General features: G+C 63.6%; 14 protein-coding genes and 1 tRNA gene. 7 read left to right on the top strand and 8 right to left on the bottom strand.

What is annotated here, in order from left to right; translation table 11 throughout:
- Positions 1–255 precede the first annotated feature (255 nt).
- Together EN851_RS29370 and EN851_RS29365 are read left to right on the top strand one after the other, a co-directional pair.
- A complete protein-coding gene (locus tag EN851_RS29370) occupies positions 256–1,767 on the top strand; it encodes an altronate dehydratase family protein (RefSeq protein ID WP_135930575.1) in 1,512 nt (503 codons plus the stop codon).
- Positions 1,768–1,826: 59 nt separating this feature from the next.
- Positions 1,827–2,573: an SDR family NAD(P)-dependent oxidoreductase gene (locus tag EN851_RS29365; RefSeq protein ID WP_127278175.1), complete on the top strand. Its 747-nt coding sequence runs from the start codon at positions 1,827–1,829 to the stop codon at positions 2,571–2,573.
- A gap of 14 nt (positions 2,574–2,587) precedes the next feature.
- On the opposite strand, the gene EN851_RS29360 is transcribed toward EN851_RS29365, so the two are convergent.
- The 6 genes from EN851_RS29360 to EN851_RS29335 all read right to left on the bottom strand — a co-directional run bounded on the left by EN851_RS29360 (position 2,588) and on the right by EN851_RS29335 (position 9,570).
- On the bottom strand, positions 2,588–3,493 hold the full coding sequence (locus tag EN851_RS29360; RefSeq protein ID WP_127278174.1) for a dihydrodipicolinate synthase family protein: 906 nt from the start codon (positions 3,491–3,493) through the stop codon (positions 2,588–2,590).
- An 11-nt stretch (positions 3,494–3,504) separates the two neighbouring features.
- A complete protein-coding gene (araD, locus tag EN851_RS29355) occupies positions 3,505–5,217 on the bottom strand; it encodes an L-arabinonate dehydratase (protein ID WP_127872957.1) in 1,713 nt (570 codons plus the stop codon).
- A 16-nt stretch (positions 5,218–5,233) separates the two neighbouring features.
- Positions 5,234–6,013, bottom strand: coding sequence for an SDR family oxidoreductase (locus EN851_RS29350; RefSeq protein ID WP_135930574.1), 780 nt, complete (start codon positions 6,011–6,013; stop codon positions 5,234–5,236).
- Between the two features lie 24 nt (positions 6,014–6,037).
- A complete protein-coding gene (gene araH / locus EN851_RS29345) occupies positions 6,038–6,988 on the bottom strand; it encodes an L-arabinose ABC transporter permease AraH (RefSeq protein WP_127872955.1) in 951 nt (316 codons plus the stop codon).
- 9 nt (positions 6,989–6,997) lie between these two features.
- Entirely contained in the window at positions 6,998–8,509 is a 1,512-nt protein-coding gene (gene araG, locus EN851_RS29340; protein ID WP_127275809.1) for an L-arabinose ABC transporter ATP-binding protein AraG, read from the bottom strand.
- 71 nt (positions 8,510–8,580) lie between these two features.
- On the bottom strand, positions 8,581–9,570 hold the full coding sequence (locus tag EN851_RS29335) for an arabinose ABC transporter substrate-binding protein (protein ID WP_127275810.1): 990 nt from the start codon (positions 9,568–9,570) through the stop codon (positions 8,581–8,583).
- Positions 9,571–9,827: 257 nt separating this feature from the next.
- On the opposite strand from EN851_RS29335, the gene EN851_RS29330 reads away from it, so the two are divergent.
- Positions 9,828–10,517 carry a FadR/GntR family transcriptional regulator gene (locus EN851_RS29330; protein ID WP_245520832.1) on the top strand — a complete coding sequence of 230 codons (690 nt, stop codon included), beginning with the start codon at positions 9,828–9,830 and terminating at the stop codon, positions 10,515–10,517.
- An 8-nt stretch (positions 10,518–10,525) separates the two neighbouring features.
- Positions 10,526–11,674 (top strand): galactonate dehydratase, encoded by a 1,149-nt coding sequence (dgoD, locus tag EN851_RS29325; RefSeq protein WP_135930573.1) that lies wholly within the window; start codon positions 10,526–10,528, stop codon positions 11,672–11,674.
- 422 nt (positions 11,675–12,096) lie between these two features.
- Here the strand turns inward: dgoD and EN851_RS29320 are convergent.
- Both EN851_RS29320 and EN851_RS29315 read right to left on the bottom strand, forming a co-directional pair.
- Positions 12,097–12,172: transfer RNA gene (locus EN851_RS29320), tRNA-Ala, on the bottom strand.
- Between the two features lie 172 nt (positions 12,173–12,344).
- Positions 12,345–12,737 carry a TIGR02300 family protein gene (locus tag EN851_RS29315; protein ID WP_127275813.1) on the bottom strand — a complete coding sequence of 131 codons (393 nt, stop codon included), beginning with the start codon at positions 12,735–12,737 and terminating at the stop codon, positions 12,345–12,347.
- Between the two features lie 206 nt (positions 12,738–12,943).
- On the opposite strand from EN851_RS29315, the gene aroA reads away from it, so the two are divergent.
- The 3 genes from aroA (at position 12,944) to rpsA (ending at position 17,117) form a co-directional block, all read left to right on the top strand.
- Complete coding sequence (gene aroA / locus EN851_RS29310; protein ID WP_135930572.1) at positions 12,944–14,302, top strand: 3-phosphoshikimate 1-carboxyvinyltransferase; 1,359 nt, start codon at positions 12,944–12,946, stop codon at positions 14,300–14,302.
- Positions 14,303–14,562: 260 nt separating this feature from the next.
- Positions 14,563–15,213, top strand: a complete 651-nt coding sequence (gene cmk / locus EN851_RS29305; RefSeq protein ID WP_127275815.1) for a (d)CMP kinase — start codon at positions 14,563–14,565, stop codon at positions 15,211–15,213.
- A 206-nt stretch (positions 15,214–15,419) separates the two neighbouring features.
- Positions 15,420–17,117, top strand: a complete 1,698-nt coding sequence (gene rpsA / locus EN851_RS29300) for a 30S ribosomal protein S1 (protein ID WP_127275816.1) — start codon at positions 15,420–15,422, stop codon at positions 17,115–17,117.
- Positions 17,118–17,330 lie beyond the last annotated feature (213 nt).

The raw sequence follows: 17,330 nt of genomic DNA, 5'->3' as shown, positions 1-17,330 counted from the left end.
CATGATTGGCACATGCGAAGAATGGGACTTTGTATCGGCCTGAAGGCATAGGCGATCGCGGAATACCAGCGCGCACGCCGCGGTCTGGCCGGAGGTGCTGGCCGTCATCCGTTCCGCCACCAACTCTCTTCCTTAACGCCCGGCGAACGCATCTTATCCAGGCGACGCTTGACCACTAACATTCTATTATATTAGTATTCCTTATGCCTTTCGCCCCCCGGCTTTGTTCGGGGTGGCCTTTTCAGAGTTTGGGTAATGACGCGCTTCATCAAGCTATCGCACGCCGACAACATCCTACTGGCGGTCGATCCATTGGCGGCCGGCGAAAAGGCCGGCGACGTGGCTGCGAGGGCTCGCATCCCCCGCGGCCACAAGATGGCCATGCTCGACATCGGGGCGGATGAACCGATCGTAAAGTATGGCCAAACCATCGGCTTCGCGCGTGGGCCGATCGCGGCCGGAGATTGGGTGCACGAGCACAATGTCTACCTGCGCGATTTCGAGCGCGACTACGAGCATGGCACCGACGTCAGGGAAACGCCGGTCCTTCCCGATGGCGAACGGGCGACTTTCATGGGCTACCGCAGGTCCAACGGCAAAGTCGGCACGCGCAATTTCATCGCCGTCCTGACCTCGGTAAACTGCTCGGCCAGCGTCGCCCGCTTCATCGTGGAAGAGGTCAACCGTTCAGGCATGCTGCGCGACCATCCCAATGTCGACGGCGCCATTGCGCTCGTGCACGGCACCGGATGCGGCATCGACACCAAGGGCCCGGCCTACGATCTGCTGAAGCGCACGCAGTGGGGTTTTGCCACCAATCCCAATGTCGGCGGCGTGCTGATGGTCGGACTTGGCTGCGAAGCTTTCCAGATCCCGCGTTGGATGCAATCTTATAACATCGAAGAAAGCACCACGTTCCGCACAATGACGATCCAGGAAACCGGCGGCACCCGCAAGACCGTCGATGCCGGGGTGAAGGCCATCGTCGAGATGCTGCCGATCGTCAATGCCGCGGAGCGGACGCCGCAGCCGGCTTCCGAGCTGGTGCTGGCGCTACAATGCGGCGGCTCGGACGGCTATTCCGGTATCAGCGCCAATCCGGCACTGGGCGCGGCAGTGGATCTGCTGGTCGCCCAGGGAGGGACCGCCATCCTTTCTGAAACACCCGAAATCTACGGCGCGGAGCATCTCTTGACGCGGCGAGCCGAAAGCCGGGCTGTCGGCGAAAAGCTGGTCGAGCGTATCCGCTGGTGGGAGGACTATACCGCCAGGCACGACATGGAGATGAACAACAATCCGTCTCCCGGCAACAAGCTCGGCGGGCTGACCACCATCCTGGAGAAGTCGCTGGGCGCCTCCGCCAAGGGAGGCACGACCAATCTGCGCGCGGTGCTGGAATATGCCGAGCCTATCAACGAGCGCGGCCTCGTCTTCATGGACACGCCAGGCTACGACCCGGTCTCGGCGACCGGTCAGGTGGCGGGCGGTGCCAACATATTGTGCTTCACCACCGGGCGCGGTTCGGCCTTCGGCTGCAAGCCGACGCCGTCGATCAAACTCGCCTCCAACTCCTTCATCTTCGAGCAGATGCCCGACGACATGGACATCAATTGCGGCGACATCCTCGACGGCGTGACGCTGGCGGACAAGGGCGAGGAGATCTTCGCCGAGATCCTGCGCGTGGCATCGGGCGGGCGCACCAAGTCGGAAGCGCTCGGCTATGGCGACAATGAGTTCGTGCCCTGGAGCCTCGGCGCGACGATGTAGCAGTACCGCTCACTTTCAACACGTACCCCCAGTATCTCAGACGGAAAGAACCGCTCGGCATGAACAGGATAGACCTTGACGGCCAACACGCCGTGGTTACCGGAGGCGCGCAAGGCCTCGGCTTCGCGATGGCAAAGCGTTTTGTCGCCTCGGGCGCGACGGTCACCTTGTGGGACCTCGACGAGGCGCGCCTCGATACGGCCAAGCGGGAACTCGGCAAGGCAGCCACGACGCTGGTCGTGGACATAGCCGACTGGGGTTCGGTGGACGCCGCGCGTGCCAGGACGGAGGAGATCGCGAACAAGATCTCCATCCTCGTCAATTCGGCGGGCATTGCCGGCCCCGCCGCCCCGCTCGATACCTACGACGTCGATGTGTGGAAGAAAATCATCGACGTCAACGTCAACGGCACCTTCTACGTCAACCGCGCCGTGGTGCCGGGGATGAAGGAGCGCAATTACGGGCGCATCGTCAACATCGCCTCGGTCGCAGGCAAGGAGGGCAACCCCAACGCCGCCGCCTATTCGGCCTCGAAGGCCGCCGTCATCGGCATGACCAAGTCGCTCGGCAAGGAGCTGGCGCAGTACGACATCGCCGTCAACTGCATCTCGCCGGCCACTGCGCAGACGCGCATCCTCGAACAGCTGACGGCCGAGCACATCGAATACATGCGCTCGCGCATCCCGCGCGGCCGCCTGCTGGAGGTCGACGAGGCCGCCGCCATGGTCGCCTGGCTCGTCTCCAAGGAAAACAGTTTTACAACCGCTTCCACCTTCGACCTGTCGGGTGGGCGAACGACCTACTGACGAAAAGACGCTGTTCAGGCGGGCAGCCGACCAAGGCTGGCGGCGAAGCGCTGCACCATCGCAAGCCCGGTCTCGTTTGGCCGCATCGCTGGCGCACGGTCGTGAATCTGGATACCGGCGCGGGCGCCGAACAGCCGCTTGCCGTAGCAGATCAGGTTCTCGATGCCTTGCATGACGAAGACCGCCGCCGGCAACATTCTTTCGTAGGCCGCCTCGGCCGCTGCTTCGTCTTCGGCGCGGAACGCCTGATAGGCGCGCACGGCGTGGTCGATGCCATCAGGCGCCAGGATCATGCCACGGCAACCGATGCGGAAATTGTCGGTCAATTCCAGCCCGCCCCGCCCGTTGAAGACGGGGATGCGGCCTTCGGTGCGCTCGATCAGGCCGGCAATGTCGGTGACCGGGCCTTCGCCCTTGATCAGCCTGATGTTGGGGTGGAGCGTGACGAGCTCGCGAATCTCGTCCGATGTCAGGCCACGGCCGAAAAAGGCCGGCGCGTTCTGGATCGCCACCGGCAGGTCGGTTGCCTCGGCGACGCGGCCAAAAAAGCGGATGTATTCGGGCGCTCCATAGGATCCAACTGGCGGCGGCTGCAGGATGACCCAATCTGCGCCGAGGCTTTCCGCATGCCGGACCTGGGATATCTGCTCGGCAACGGAAGACCCGAAGATGGTGAAGGCGAGCGGTACCTTGCCGGCGGTGTCCTGCGCCGTCCACTCCATGATCGTGCGGCGCTCCGCCTCGGTCAGCTTGGCGACTTCTGTCGCGAGGCCAAGCGCCGCCATCCCATGCACGCCGCTCGCCAGGCAGATCTCGACCTGCCTGCGCATCGCCGCGCGGTCGAGTTTTTCCTGGGCGTCGAACAGGGCGTAGAGGATGGCGTGAATGCCGTGGAAATCATCGGGCTGGAATTTTGGCATCCCACGCGCCCTCAATGGCTTTCGCGCGGAATGGCGTGGCCACGGTTGCCGACCAGAAAGTCGAGATCGGCGCCACGGTCGGCCTGCAGGACATGGTCGACATAGAGGCCCTGATAGCCGCCGCGCATCGCCGGCTCGGGCGGCTGCCAGGATTGGCGCCGCCGCGCCAGCTCCTGTTCCGACACGTCGAGATGCAGCTTCCGCGCCTCGACATCGAGTTCGATCATGTCGCCGCTCCTGACCAGCGCCAGCGGACCGCCGACGGCGGCTTCGGGTGCGGCATGCAGCACGACCGTGCCGAAGGCGGTGCCGGACATGCGGGCGTCGGAAATGCGGATCATGTCGCGGACGCCCTTTTTCAGGAGCTTTTGCGGCAGCGCCATGTTGCCGACCTCGGCCATGCCCGGATAGCCCTTGGGGCCGCAATTCCTGAGCACCATGATCGAGGTCTCGTCGATGTCGAGTGCGGGATCGTCGATGCGCGCCTTGTAGTCGTCTATGTCATCGAAGACGACGGCGCGGCCGCGATGCTTCATCAGGGATGGTGAAGCGGCCGACGGTTTGATGATGGCGCCATCGGGTGCCAGATTGCCACGCAGCACCGCGATACCGCCATGCGGCGTCAGCGCCCTGTTGCGCGGACGGATGACCTCGGGATTGTCATTCCGGGCGTCGGCGATGTTGTCGCGTACGCTCTTGCCGGTGACCGTCAGCGCGTCGAGATCGAGCATGTCGGCGATCTCTTTCATGACCGCCGGAATGCCGCCGGCGTAGCAGAAATCCTCCATCAGGAAACGGCCTGATGGCATCAGGTCGAGGATGGTCGGCACGTCGCGACCGAAGGCATCCCAGTCATCGAGGCTGAGTTCGGTGCCGACGCGGCCTGCAATCGCCAGCAGATGCACGACCGCATTGGTCGAGCCGCCGATGGCGCCGTTGACGCGGATGGCGTTGGCGAAAGCCTGCTTGGTAAGAATGGCCGAGGGGCGCAGATCGTCATTGACCATCTCGACGATACGCCGCCCGGTCATGCGGGCGATGCGGTTGCGTCGCGCGTCGACGGCGGGATAGGCGGCGTTGCCGGGCAACGCCAGCCCGAGCGCTTCGACCATCGAGGCCATGGTCGAGGCCGTGCCCATGGTCATGCAGTGCCCAGGCGAGCGCGACATGGCGCTCTCGGCATTGGCGAAATCCTGCTCGCTCATGATGCCGGCTCGCACATCCTCGGAGAATTTCCACACATCGGTGCCGGAGCCGATCTGACGACCCTGGAAGCGGCCATTGAGCATCGGCCCACCGGAAATGACGATCGATGGCAGGTCGCAGGAGGCAGCCCCCATGACCAGTGACGGCGTGGTCTTGTCGCATCCGGCCATCAGCACGACGCCATCCATCGGATTGCCGCGGATCGCCTCCTCGACATCCATCGAGGCGAGGTTGCGGAACAGCATCGCCGTCGGCCGCAGATTGGATTCGCCGCAGGAGAACACGGGGAATTCCAGAGGCAGGCCGCCGGCCTCCAGCACGCCGGCCTTGATGTGCTCGACCAGGCCGCGAAAATGCACATGACACGGGGTGAATTCGGAGAAGGTGTTGCAGATGCCAATCACCGGGCGACCGTCGAAAGCATCGTCGGGCAGGCCGTTGTTCTTCATCCAGCTGCGGTGGATGAAGGCATCCTTGCCTTGGCCACCGAACCAATGCTGCGATCGTCTCCTGGTCATGGTCTTTTCCCGGTGCTCAGGCGGGATGCTGAAGCTGGCTCAGCCCGCCATCGACGACGAGGGTCGCCGCGTTCATGAACGGGCACTCGTCGGAAATCATGAACACGGCGGCAAGGGCGATCTCGCCCGCCGAGGCAATGCGGCCACCGGGATGCAGCGCCATGGTATTGGCGCGCGCTGCCGCCGTATCAGGAAAACTGTTCCAGTAGTCGATGGCCTTCTGCGTCTCGACATAGCCCGGCGCCAGCGCGTTCACGCGCACGCCCTGCCCGGCATATTCGAGCGCCAGCGATTTGGTCAGCCCAAGCAGGGCGTGCTTGGCGACAGGATAGGGAAAAGTGTGTGGGATGATGGTGAAGCCGTGGGTCGAGGCGATGTTGAGGATCGCCCCGCCGCCATTCGCCAGCATGCCCGGCAGCACCGCCTTGCTGCAGTTCCAGGCGCCCTTGACGTTGACGTCGAAATTGCGGGTCCACTCTTCTTCGGTGGCCTCCAGCGGCGTCGAGAAAACGTTCATTCCGGCATTGTTGATCAATGCGTTAACCGGACCTATCTCGGCGTTCGCGCGGGCAACGGCTGCTTTTATCGCGGCCCCGTCGCTGATGTCGGCTGTCGCATGCCCGACCTGCCCCTTGGGTGCCACGAGGCCCGCGACGGTCTTCTCCAGCAACGCGCCGTCCTGGTCGACGAGGAACAATTTCGCACCCTCGGCAAGACAGGCCTCGGCGATGGCCAGCCCGATGCCTTGCGCGGCGCCCGTCAGGAAGATGCGTTTGCCGGACAGGCGCTCAGCCATGGGTGTCACTCCAGTCGAACACGGTCAACGCCGGCCCAAGGCCGACGAACGCAGATTGTCGAGCAGCACGGCGAGCAGCAGGATCACGCCTCGCACGATGTACTGATAAAAGGCCGGGATATTGAGCAGGTTCATGGCGTTCTCGGCGATGCCCATGATCAGCACGCCGACGATGACGCCCGACATTGTGGCGCGGCCGCCGGCAAGCGACACGCCGCCGAGCACGCAGGCCGAGATGACCGAGAGTTCAAGCCCCACCGCCGCGTTGGGCTGTCCGGAGGTGATGCGTGACGCCAGCAGGATGCCGGCGATGCCGCAGACGACGCCTTGCAGGGCGAAAATCCAGATGCGCGTGCGGTCGACATTGACGCCGGCCAGCCGTGACGCTTCAGGATTGCCGCCAATGGCCAGCGTGTTCTTGCCGAAGACGGTGCGGTTGAGCACGAAGCCAAAAATGCCGAACAGAACCGCCAGCACCCAGACGGGTGTCGGTATGCCGAGGAATTTCGACAGCGCGAGCTGATAGAAGTCCGGGCTGTTGATGCCGACGGCGCGCCCGTCGGATGCGATGAGTGCAAGGCCGCGCACGATCTGCATGGTCGCCAGCGTCGTGATCAGCGCGTTGATGCGGAATTTGGCGATGACGATACCGTTGATGAAGCCGACAAAGGCACCGCAGGCGATCGCTGCCAGCAGCCCGAGCAGGATCGAGCCTGTGTAGTTCGACGCCATCACCGCGACCATGCCGGCGAAGGCAACGATGGAGCCAACCGACAGGTCGAAGTCGCGCGCCGCGAGACAGAACATCATGGTGCAGGCAACGATGCCGACGGTAACCACCGACTGTAGCAGGCCGAGCATATTGCGGTCGGTGAGGAAATTGGGAACCAGCAGCGAGACCAGCGCGAAGGCAACGACGAAGATGACGACGAGGCCCTGTTCGCCGAGCAGGATCTTCTTCAACTGATCGGTCATGTCAGGTCCTCAGGATGCGATGGCGTCGGGGGTTTTGGTGTCGGGAAGTGCCGCCGCCAGGATCGCCTTCTCGGCGAACTGGTTGCGTGCAAGCTCGGCATTGATGCGCCCGCCGCACATCACCAGGATACGGTCGCAAATGCCCATCACCTCCGGCAGGTCGGACGAGACGACGACGATCGCCATGCCATCCTCGGCAAGCTGGTAGAGCAGTTCGTAGATTTCCGACTTGGCGCCGACGTCGATGCCGCGTGTCGGCTCATCGACGATGAGGACGCGTACGCCCTGCTCCGACAGCCAGCGGCCAAGGATGACCTTCTGCTGGTTGCCGCCGGAGAGATTGATGATGTCTTGCTTGCGCGATGGCGTGCGCACCTTGAGCTTCTTGATGAAGGTTTCGGCCGTGGCGATCTCGCTGGCGCGGTTCAGGATGCCGAAGCGCGCGTGATGGCGCCGCGAGGAGATGTTGATGTTCTCCTCGATCGAGCGGCCCTGGATGATGCCGTCATGCTTGCGGTCTTCCGAACACAGCACGATGCCGGCCCGGATCGCGCCATGCGGGTCGGCGGCATGGATCGCCTTGCCATCCACCGTGATGGTGCCGCCCGAGCGCGGGTCGGCGCCGAAGACCAGCCGCATCAGTTCCGAGCGGCCTGCACCGATGAGGCCGAAGAAGCCGACGATCTCGCCGGCCCTTGCCTCGAAACTGGCCGGTATCTTCAGTTTTGCTCCGGAGATGGCTTCGACCTCCAGCCTCATGTCGCCGGCCTTGCGTGGCCGAAAACCCCAGATGTCGGAGATTTCGCGGCCGACCATTTCGGCGACAACCTGGTCGCGGGTGACGCCTTTCAGCGATGCGTGGTGCGCCGCGAGCTTGCCGTCGCGCAGCACGGTCAGGCTGTCGCAGAGGCGGAACACCTCGTCGAGCCGGTGCGAGACATAGATGATGACCTTGCCCTCGCCGCGCAGGCGGTCGATCAGGGCAAACAGGATTTCGCTCTCGCGCGACGACAGCGACGAGGTCGGCTCGTCCAGCGCGATGACGCGCGCGTCGAGCATGATTGCCTTGGCGATCTCGATCATCTGGCGCTCGCCGATCGACAGCGTCTTGACCTTGCGGCTGATATCGATGTCGATGCCGGCCGATTTCAGCTTGGCGCCGACGTCCTCCAGCATCTTGCCGCGCGCGATGACGCCGGCGCTGGCGGGAAAGCGGCCGAGGCTGAGGTTCTCGGCGACGGTGAGTTCCGGCACGAGCTGCAATTCCTGATGAATGACGATGACCCCATTGTCGAAGGCATCCCTTGTCGAGGCATAGGCGTGGACCTTGCCGTCGATGCGGATCTCGCCTTCGTCCGCATGCTGGTCGCCCGACAGGATCTTGATCAGGGTCGATTTACCGGCGCCGTTTTCGCCCATCAGGCCATGCACTGCGCCCCTGTCGACGCCGAACGAGACGTCCGACAGCGCCTTGACACCCGGATAGGTCTTGGTGATGTGCGAGAAGTCGAGAAAGGACACGGGCGTCGATCCTTCTTGTGCCACGGCAAACAGGCGGCGGCATGAGCCGCCGCCTGTTTGTACAGGGAGGATTATTCGATGCCGAGGCCCTGGCGGACCTTCTGGTAGTCGTCGCGTTTGGCCAGCGCGCCGGAGGTCAGGATCAGCTTCTCCGGTTCCTTGTTGTTGGCGACCCAGTCATACATGTTGAGCGCCGTCTCGTAGCCATGGCGCTTCGGCGAGATGATCACGGTGCCGACAAAGCCAGTGGCGGTCGGCTTCTTGAATTCGTTGATCGCCGAATCCGCGCCGCCGATGCCGACGCCGATCATGCCGTCAGCAGCAATGCCGACGCTTTCGGATGCGCGCACTGCACCGAGCACCGCTTCGTCGTTGAGGCCGAAAGAGACCCACTTCTTGATGTCGGCATGGGCGTTGAGCACCACCGTCGCGGCATTGAGGGCTGCTTCGGTGTCGGTCTTGGCCTGGGGAGCGTCGAAAATGTTCTCGGCCTTGAAGCCGTTGGCCTTCAGCACCGAGATGGCGCCTTCGACACGGTCGACGGCGGTCGGCAACTGGTCATAGGAAACGCGGATCGCACCGACTTCGTCGGCCTTCCAGCCGCGCGCCTTCATCTCATCGACGATCGCCTGGCCGACGGCCTCACCGATCTTGGTGGCCGAGATGCCCATATGCGGCACGTCTTCGAGCGCCTTGCCGTCGGCGCCGACCAGACGGTCGTCGACGGTCATCAGCTTGAGATTGTTGGCGGTGGCCTTGGCGACGATGCCGGGGCCAAGCTTTACGTCCGGCGTGCAGACGATGAAGCCCTGGGCGCCTTGCGCGCCGAGATTGTCGATCGCCGACATCAGCTTCTCACCGTCCTCGGCGCCGATCTTGACGAGGGTAAAACCCTTTTCCTTGGCGGCCTGGTCGGCGAACTTCCATTCGTCCTGGAACCACGGCTCCTCGGGCTGTTTGACGATGAAGCCGATCTTGGTGTCCTGAGCATATGCAGCGATGGTCGTGACGGACAGCACGGCAAGCGCGCCCGCGACGAGCGCGGTCTTCAGAAGTCGCATGATTACCTCCCAGCGATGGCCGGGCGCTCAGCCCGGATGCAGGAGTCTCTAATTGTTTTTATCATACTCGTCAATTGATCTGGTATGATAATTAAGATACATGCTCTGACCAGGGATCGCTGGCGCAAATCATCCGCATCCGGTAAGGCCGGGCCGGTTGTGCGAAACCAGTGGGTTCGCCGCCTTGGAGGAGGGCTGAGGTGACCGAAACGTCTAAGAAGGCTTCAGCCGACACGACCACGCGCCGCCCGCGCGTCATGCCCGATGTGACGAAGGCGATCGCCTCCGACATCTTTTCCGGGCGCTATCCGGCCGGCTCTTCCCTGCCCACCGAAAACGAACTCGGCGTCGAGTATGGCGTCAGCCGCACCGTCATCCGCGAAGCCCTGAAGGTGCTGGCCGCCAAGGGGCTGGTGCTATCGCGGCCGCGCGTCGGCACCATCGTGTGCAACGAGGACGACTGGAACATCATCGACCCGCAAGTGCTGGCCTGGCACGCGCCGCATGCGCTTGACGACAAGCTGTTCGATGCCATCCTGGAGACACGCCGGGCCATCGAGCCGCTGGTCGCCGAGTTGGCCGCCACGCGCGCGACGCTGCAGGAGATCGCCGATCTGGAGGCCGCGTGGCGCGGCATGGCTGATGCCGGCGAGGACCTCGCCGCCTTCTCGCGCAGCGACATTGCTTTCCACCAGATCGTCTATGCCGCCAGCCACAACCCGATCTTCCGCCAGATCGGCAACCTGATCGACACCGGGCTGAAATTCTCGCTGGAAGCGACGGCAACCATCTCGCTCGACCGCCGCATGAAAGCCGTGGCGGCGCACCGCGAAGTGGTGGAGGCGCTGCGCATGCGCGACGCCGGGGCGGCGCGTGGTGCCGCCAACCGGATTCTCGACCTTGCGGCGCGCGACCTCGTCAGCGCCAAGAAACTCAAGAACAACTGAGACCGCGCATGAAAATCATCTCGCTCACCACCTACATCGTTCCGCCACGCTGGCTGTTCCTGAAGATCGAGACAGATGCCGGCGTCACCGGCTGGGGCGAGCCGGTGGTCGAAGGCCGCGCGTTGACCGTCGAAGCGGCGGTCAAGGAGCTTGGCGATTATCTCATCGGCAAGGATCCTCGCCTGATCGAGGATCATTGGACGGTGATGCATCGCGGCGGCTTCTACCGCGGCGGGCCGATCCTGATGAGCGCCATTGCAGGCATCGACCAGGCGCTGTGGGACATCAAGGGCAAGGCGCTCGGCGTGCCCGTGCATGAACTGCTCGGCGGCAGACTGCGCGACACCATCAAGGTCTATTCCTGGATCGGCGGCGACCGGCCGGCGGAAGTGGCGGCTGGCGCCAAGGAAGTCGTGGCCCGCGGCTTCCTGGCGCTCAAGATGAACGGTACGGAGGAACTGCAGATTGTCGACAGCCACGACAGAATAGATGCCGCCGTCGAACGCGTCGCGATGGTGCGCGAGGCGGTCGGGCCCAATATCGGCATCGCCGTCGATTTCCATGGCCGCGTCCACCGGCCGATGGCCCGCATCCTCGTCAAGGAATTGGAGCCCTACCGCCTGATGTTCATCGAGGAGCCGGTGCTCAGCGAAAACCGCGAGGCGCTGAAGGAGATCGCCGCCCTTGGCTCGACGCCGATCGCGCTCGGCGAGCGGCTCTACAGCCGCTGGGACTTCAAATCCGTGTTCGAGGAAGGCGTCGTCGACATCATCCAGCCCGATCTGTCGCATGCCGGCGGCATCACCGAGTGCCGCAAGATCGCGGCTATGGCGGAGGCGTATGACGTGGCGGTGGCGCCGCACTGCCCGCTCGGACCGATCGCGCTCGCCGCCTGCCTGCAGCTCGATGCCGTGAGCTACAACTGTTTCATCCAGGAGCAGAGCCTGGGCATCCACTACAACGCCGCCAACGACCTGCTCGACTACGCCGCCAACAAGGACGTCTTCCGCTACGAGGATGGCTATGTCGCCATCCCCGACGGCCCGGGGCTCGGAGTCGAGATCGACGAGGACTATGTCAAGGAGCGGGCCAAGGAAGGCCACCGCTGGCGCAACCCGATCTGGCGCCACAAGGACGGCTCCTTCGCCGAGTGGTGAGCAGCGAGGTCAGCAGCCAAGCTACCACATTTTTTTCTCAGCATTATCGAGCAACGGTCTTCTGACACGTCACCAACGCCGTCCGTGTTCACGATGAGATCAGACGGGAACTCTTTTCGATAACGAAACCCAGCTTCTCACAAGCGGCAACGCATCGAACGACGGAAATCGATGCGTTGTTCCCAAGCGAGTTGCGTCCAGAGTTATCCGCCCCGATGAAGCATAGAGCCTGTTTGTTGTCGCTATCGCGGCGCATCCTGACGATGCCCGGCGGAGGGTCGCATACGGTAAGTGCCAGCGCCAACCCAGCAAGAGCGAGTGTAATCAGACTGCCGTTCCGCATTGACCTATCCCACCCCGCTGAAACGGAGACGGACCAGTTAGCATGCGCGCTGACAAAAAAGCTGAAACTCTATAGAACTTGGTGGAGCCAATCGGGATCGAACCGACGACCTCTTGAATGCCATTCAAGCGCTCTCCCAACTGAGCTATGGCCCCACTCCCGGCAGTCTGCCGGCGCCGTTTCCGGCGAGAGATCGGCGAGGGTTGGAAGACCGCGCCGTTAGTGCAGGCGGCTTCTAACCCCGCCTTTCCCAGATATCAAGCCTTCATCGGCGGCTTTTTCTTCACAGGCCGTGAAAGCCGGCAAACGCTTGCGTTCGAGACCTTGTCAGACCTCGTCGTCGTCGTCGCCGACGCCGATCATGTCGGCAACGTCGTCGTCTTCTTCCTCTTCGTCGGCAAGGAAGGTGTCATCCTCGTCGTCGCCGAGATCGACATCATCCTCGTCGTCGCCGAGATCGGGAAGATCGTCGCCGCCCTTGGCCTCGTCATCGGCCTCTTCCAGCGAAACGACTTCGGCGCCCTCTTCGTCCTCGGCGTCCACTTCCTTCTCGGCCACTTCCTCCTCCTCCTCGACGGCGGCGATCTTGCCTTCGTCGAAATAGGAACGCGGATAGCTCTTGCCGGTATAGGGCGAGACGATCGGGTCTTTGTTCAGGTCGTAGAATTTCCGGCCCGTTTCAGGGTCGATGCGTTTTGTGCCAAGTTCGGTTTTTGCCACGGCAAGCCTCGTCAATAAAAGAGTGGTCCCCTTAACCACAGTTTGCAGCGCTGTCAAAGCGAAAAGCCGGCGTCACAAAACCAAGCATTCAAAGGCCTCGCGCCAAGTGACGACCATGGGGATGACCATTTCGCCTCGCCGTGATAGGAGACCGCCGCAACAAATGAAAAGCGCCGGACCGCCGGCATTCCGTCCAGGGAAATTCCATGTCACACGCCGCCGCTGCCAAGCCGGCCACCGCCCGCAAATCATCCGCCCTTTCCGGCACGGCCCGTGTGCCGGGCGACAAATCGATCTCGCACCGCTCCTTCATGTTCGGGGGGCTTGCCTCCGGCGAAACGCGCATCACCGGCCTGCTCGAGGGCGAGGACGTGATGCGCACGGGCGCGGCCATGAAGGCGATGGGCGCGCATATAGAGAAGCACGGCGCCGAATGGGTGATCCGCGGCACCGGCAATGGCGCGCTGCTGCAGCCGGAAGGCCCGCTCGATTTCGGCAATGCCGGCACCGGTTCGCGGCTGACCATGGGGCTTGTCGGCACCTACGACATGGAAACGACCTTCATCGGCGATGCCTCGCTGTCCGGCCGGCCGATGGGCCGCGTGCTGGAACCCCTGCGCCAGATGGGCGTGCAGGTGCTGAAGGCGACGCCCGGCGACCGCATGCCGATCACGCTGCATGGCCCAAAGCACGCAGCCCCGATCACCTACCGCGTGCCGATGGCCTCGGCGCAGGTGAAGTCGGCGGTGCTGCTGGCCGGCCTCAACACGCCGGGCATCACCACCGTGATCGAGCCGGTGATGACGCGCGACCACACCGAAAAGATGCTGAAAGGCTTTGGCGCCAATCTGTCGGTCGAGACCGACGAGCGCGGCGTGCGCCACATCTTCATCGAAGGCCAGGGCAAGCTCACCGGCCAGACCATCGCGGTGCCGGGCGACCCTTCCTCGGCCGGTTTCCCGCTGGTGGCGGCGCTGATCGTGCCGGGCTCGGACATCACGATCGAGAACGTGCTGATGAACCCGACCCGCACCGGCCTGCTGCTGACGCTGCAGGAAATGGGCGGCCAGATCGACATTTTGAACCCACGCAGTGCCGGCGGCGAGGATGTCGCCGATCTGCGCGTGCGCTATTCCGAGCTCAAGGGAGTCACCGTGCCGCCGGAGCGGGCGCCGTCGATGATCGACGAGTACCCGGTGCTGGCTGTCGCGGCCACCTTCGCCGAAGGCGAAACGCTGATGCAGGGGCTGGAGGAACTGCGGGTGAAGGAATCCGACCGGCTGTCGGCGGTGGCCAACGGGCTCAAGCTCAACGGCGTCGACTGCACCGAGGGCGAGGCTTCGCTCGCCGTGCGCGGCAAACCCGGCGGCAAGGGCCTGGGAGGCCATCCCAACGGCCTGGATACGACCGTGCAGACGCATCTCGACCACCGCATCGCCATGAGCTTCCTGGTCATGGGGTTGGCGACGGAAAAGCCGGTCACCATCGACGACCAGGCGATGATCGCGACGAGCTTTCCGGAGTTCATGGGGCTGATGGCGGGGCTGGGCGCGGAGATCGGGTGATTGTCGATGGCAATTGCAAACCTCGGAGATTGGATGCCGACATCCCTCCCTTCGTCATCCTGGGGCGAAGCAAGGAGCGGAGCGACGCCGCGCAGACCCCAGGATCCATGCCGTGACTTCAACGCTCCGCAACGGTGCAATATTCTGGTCCGCGGCATCCTTCGGTTGAGGACACGGCATGGATCCCAGGGTCTCCGCGACGGAGCTTCGCTCCTGCTCCGCCCTAGGATGACGAACGCGTTGGGATCGACGGCCTGCCAATGACCCACCCCTTCACCATCGCCATCGACGGACCGGCCGGCGCCGGCAAGGGCACGCTCGCCCGCCGGCTCGCCGATCACTATCGCCTGAATCTGCTCGACACCGGGCTTACCTATCGCGCCGTCGCCCATGCGCTGCTGCGGCTTGGCCTGCCGCTCGACAATGTCTCAGCGGCAGAGACCGCGGCGCGCCAGGTCGACCTGGCAAAGCTCGACCGCGCGGTGCTGTCGGCGCATGCGGTTGGCGAAGCGGCTTCGAAGGTCGCGGTTTTCCCGACCGTGCGCCGCATCCTGGTCGAAAAGCAGCGAGACTTCGCCAGGACGCCGCCAGGCGCGGTGCTCGACGGGCGCGACATCGGCACCGTCGTCTGCCCCGACGCCGACATCAAACTCTATGTGACGGCGAGTGCCGAGGTGCGGGCACGCCGCCGGCTGGCCGAGATCGAAAGCATCGGCGGCACCGCCAATTTCGCCGAAATCCTTGCCGATATCCAACGCCGCGACGAGCGCGACATGGGCCGGGCCGACTCGCCGCTGAAGCCGGCCGCCGACGCGCACTTGCTTGATACCAGCGAAATGGCTATAGAAGCCGCGTTTCTCGCGGCCATGTCTGTTATCGACGACGTGCTGGCCAAGAGAAACAAGGCCTGATCCGGGTTTTCTCCCGCGTTTCCGTTGCCGGAGGCGAAGAAAATACCCATATCGGGCACGAACCAGCCTGCCAGCATTCTTCATGCGCCGGAATTGCCGCTCGAAAAGCGGCCCAGGGCTTTTTAGCCCGGAACGCCGGCAGGCCAACGCAACGCTAACCCACGGCGCCCGTCCCGCTCGAGATGCGGGGCACTCCAGGAGAAACAATGTCAGCTGCAAATCCCACTCGCGATGATTTCGCGAGCCTGCTCGAAGAATCATTCACTACCGGCCATTCCGGCGAAGGTCAGGTCGTCAAGGGTACGATCACGGCGATCGAAAAGGACATGGCCATCATCGACGTCGGCCTGAAGGTCGAAGGCCGCGTGCCGCTGAAGGAATTCGGCGTCAAGGGCAAGGACACCACCCTCAAGGTCGGTGACACCGTCGAAGTCTATGTCGAGCGCATCGAGAACGCGCTTGGCGAAGCGATGCTTTCCCGTGAGAAGGCCCGCCGCGAAGAGAGCTGGGTCCGCCTCGAAGAGAAGTTCACCAAGGGTGAGCGCGTCGAAGGCGTCATCTTCAACCAGGTCAAGGGCGGCTTCACCGTCGACCTCGACGGCGCCGTGGCCTTCCTGCCGCGCAGCCAGGTCGATATCCGCCCGATCCGCGACGTTTCCCCGCTGATGCACAACCCGCAGCCCTTCGAGATCCTCAAGATGGATCGTCGCCGCGGCAACATCGTGGTTTCGCGCCGCACCGTGCTCGAGGAGAGCCGCGCCGAACAGCGTTCGGAAATCGTGCAGAACCTTGAAGAAGGCCAGGTGGTCGAAGGCGTCGTCAAGAACATCACCGACTACGGTGCGTTCGTCGACCTCGGCGGCATCGACGGCCTGCTGCACGTCACCGACATGGCATGGCGTCGCGTCAACCATCCGACCGAAATCCTCAACATCGGTCAGACGGTCAAGGTGCAGATCATCCGCATCAACCAGGAAACCCACCGCATCTCGCTCGGCATGAAGCAGCTCGAGAGCGATCCGTGGTCCGAGATCGGCACCAAGTTCCCGATCGGCAAGAAGATCAAGGGTACCGTCACCAACATCACCGACTACGGCGCATTCGTCGAGCTGGAGCCGGGCATCGAGGGTCTCATCCACGTTTCGGAAATGTCGTGGACCAAGAAGAACGTGCACCCCGGCAAGATCCTGTCGACGACGCAGGAAGTCGACGTGGTGGTGCTCGAGGTCGATCCGGCCAAGCGCCGCATCTCGCTCGGCCTCAAGCAGACGCTGGAGAATCCGTGGCAGGCTTTCGCCTCGAGCCATCCGGTCGGCAGCCAGGTCGAGGGCGAGGTCAAGAACAAGACCGAGTTCGGCCTGTTCATCGGCCTCGAAGGCGACGTGGACGGCATGGTCCACCTCTCCGACCTCGACTGGACCCGTCCGGGCGAGCAGGTCATCGAAGAGTACAATCGCGGCGACATGGTCAAGGCGCAGGTGCTCGACGTCGACATCGACAAGGAGCGCATCTCGCTCGGCATCAAGCAGCTGGCCAAGGACACGGTCGGCGAAGCAGCGACCTCAGGCGAACTGCGCAAGAACGCGGTCGTCACCTGCGAAGTCATCGGCGTCAAGGATGGCGGTCTGGAAGTGCGGCTGGTCGACAGCGGCATCGAGACATTCATCAAGCGCTCCGACCTCAGCCGTGATCGCGACGAGCAGCGCCCCGAGCGCTTCACCGTCGGCCAGAAGGTCGACGCCCGCGTCATCGCCTTCGACAAGAAGACCCGCAAGCTGCAGGTCTCGATCAAGGCGCTGGAAATCGCCGAAGAGAAGGAAGCGGTCGCACAGTACGGCTCGACCGACTCCGGCGCTTCGCTGGGCGACATCCTGGGCGCCGCGCTGAAGAAGCAGGGCAACTAAGTCCTTCGCAACGCGAAGCTCTTCCAGAGCCCAAAAACAAAACCCCGCCGGATCGCTCCGGCGGGGTTTTTCTTTGGAGCGGTTCAGCGCTTGATAGATTCGCCGACCCGCTCCAACTCTTTGTTTTCACGCAATTCCCAAGGGAAACCGCTACGCGTTCTTCCCGGGAAAACCGTTACGCACTTTTCCTGGAATTGCTCTCGGCGAAATGCT

Source organism: Mesorhizobium sp. M8A.F.Ca.ET.208.01.1.1, assembly GCF_004791315.1.
GTDB lineage: Bacteria > Pseudomonadota > Alphaproteobacteria > Rhizobiales > Rhizobiaceae > Mesorhizobium.
Note: the sequence above shows the minus strand (reverse complement) of the source record. Positions and strands in the feature narration are given on the sequence as shown.

Coding starts and splice junctions, on each gene's coding strand:
- EN851_RS29365 (WP_127278175.1), top strand. CDS start 1,827: ATGAACAGGATAGACCTTGACGGCCAACACGCCGTGGTTACCGGAGGC.
- aroA (WP_135930572.1), top strand. CDS start 12,944: ATGTCACACGCCGCCGCTGCCAAGCCGGCCACCGCCCGCAAATCATCC.
- EN851_RS29360 (WP_127278174.1), bottom strand. CDS start 3,493: ATGCCAAAATTCCAGCCCGATGATTTCCACGGCATTCACGCCATCCTC.
- dgoD (WP_135930573.1), top strand. CDS start 10,526: ATGAAAATCATCTCGCTCACCACCTACATCGTTCCGCCACGCTGGCTG.
- rpsA (WP_127275816.1), top strand. CDS start 15,420: ATGTCAGCTGCAAATCCCACTCGCGATGATTTCGCGAGCCTGCTCGAA.
- araH (WP_127872955.1), bottom strand. CDS start 6,988: ATGACCGATCAGTTGAAGAAGATCCTGCTCGGCGAACAGGGCCTCGTC.
- EN851_RS29330 (WP_245520832.1), top strand. CDS start 9,828: ATGCCCGATGTGACGAAGGCGATCGCCTCCGACATCTTTTCCGGGCGC.
- araD (WP_127872957.1), bottom strand. CDS start 5,217: ATGACCAGGAGACGATCGCAGCATTGGTTCGGTGGCCAAGGCAAGGAT.
- cmk (WP_127275815.1), top strand. CDS start 14,563: ATGACCCACCCCTTCACCATCGCCATCGACGGACCGGCCGGCGCCGGC.
- EN851_RS29335 (WP_127275810.1), bottom strand. CDS start 9,570: ATGCGACTTCTGAAGACCGCGCTCGTCGCGGGCGCGCTTGCCGTGCTG.
- EN851_RS29370 (WP_135930575.1), top strand. CDS start 256: ATGACGCGCTTCATCAAGCTATCGCACGCCGACAACATCCTACTGGCG.
- EN851_RS29350 (WP_135930574.1), bottom strand. CDS start 6,013: ATGGCTGAGCGCCTGTCCGGCAAACGCATCTTCCTGACGGGCGCCGCG.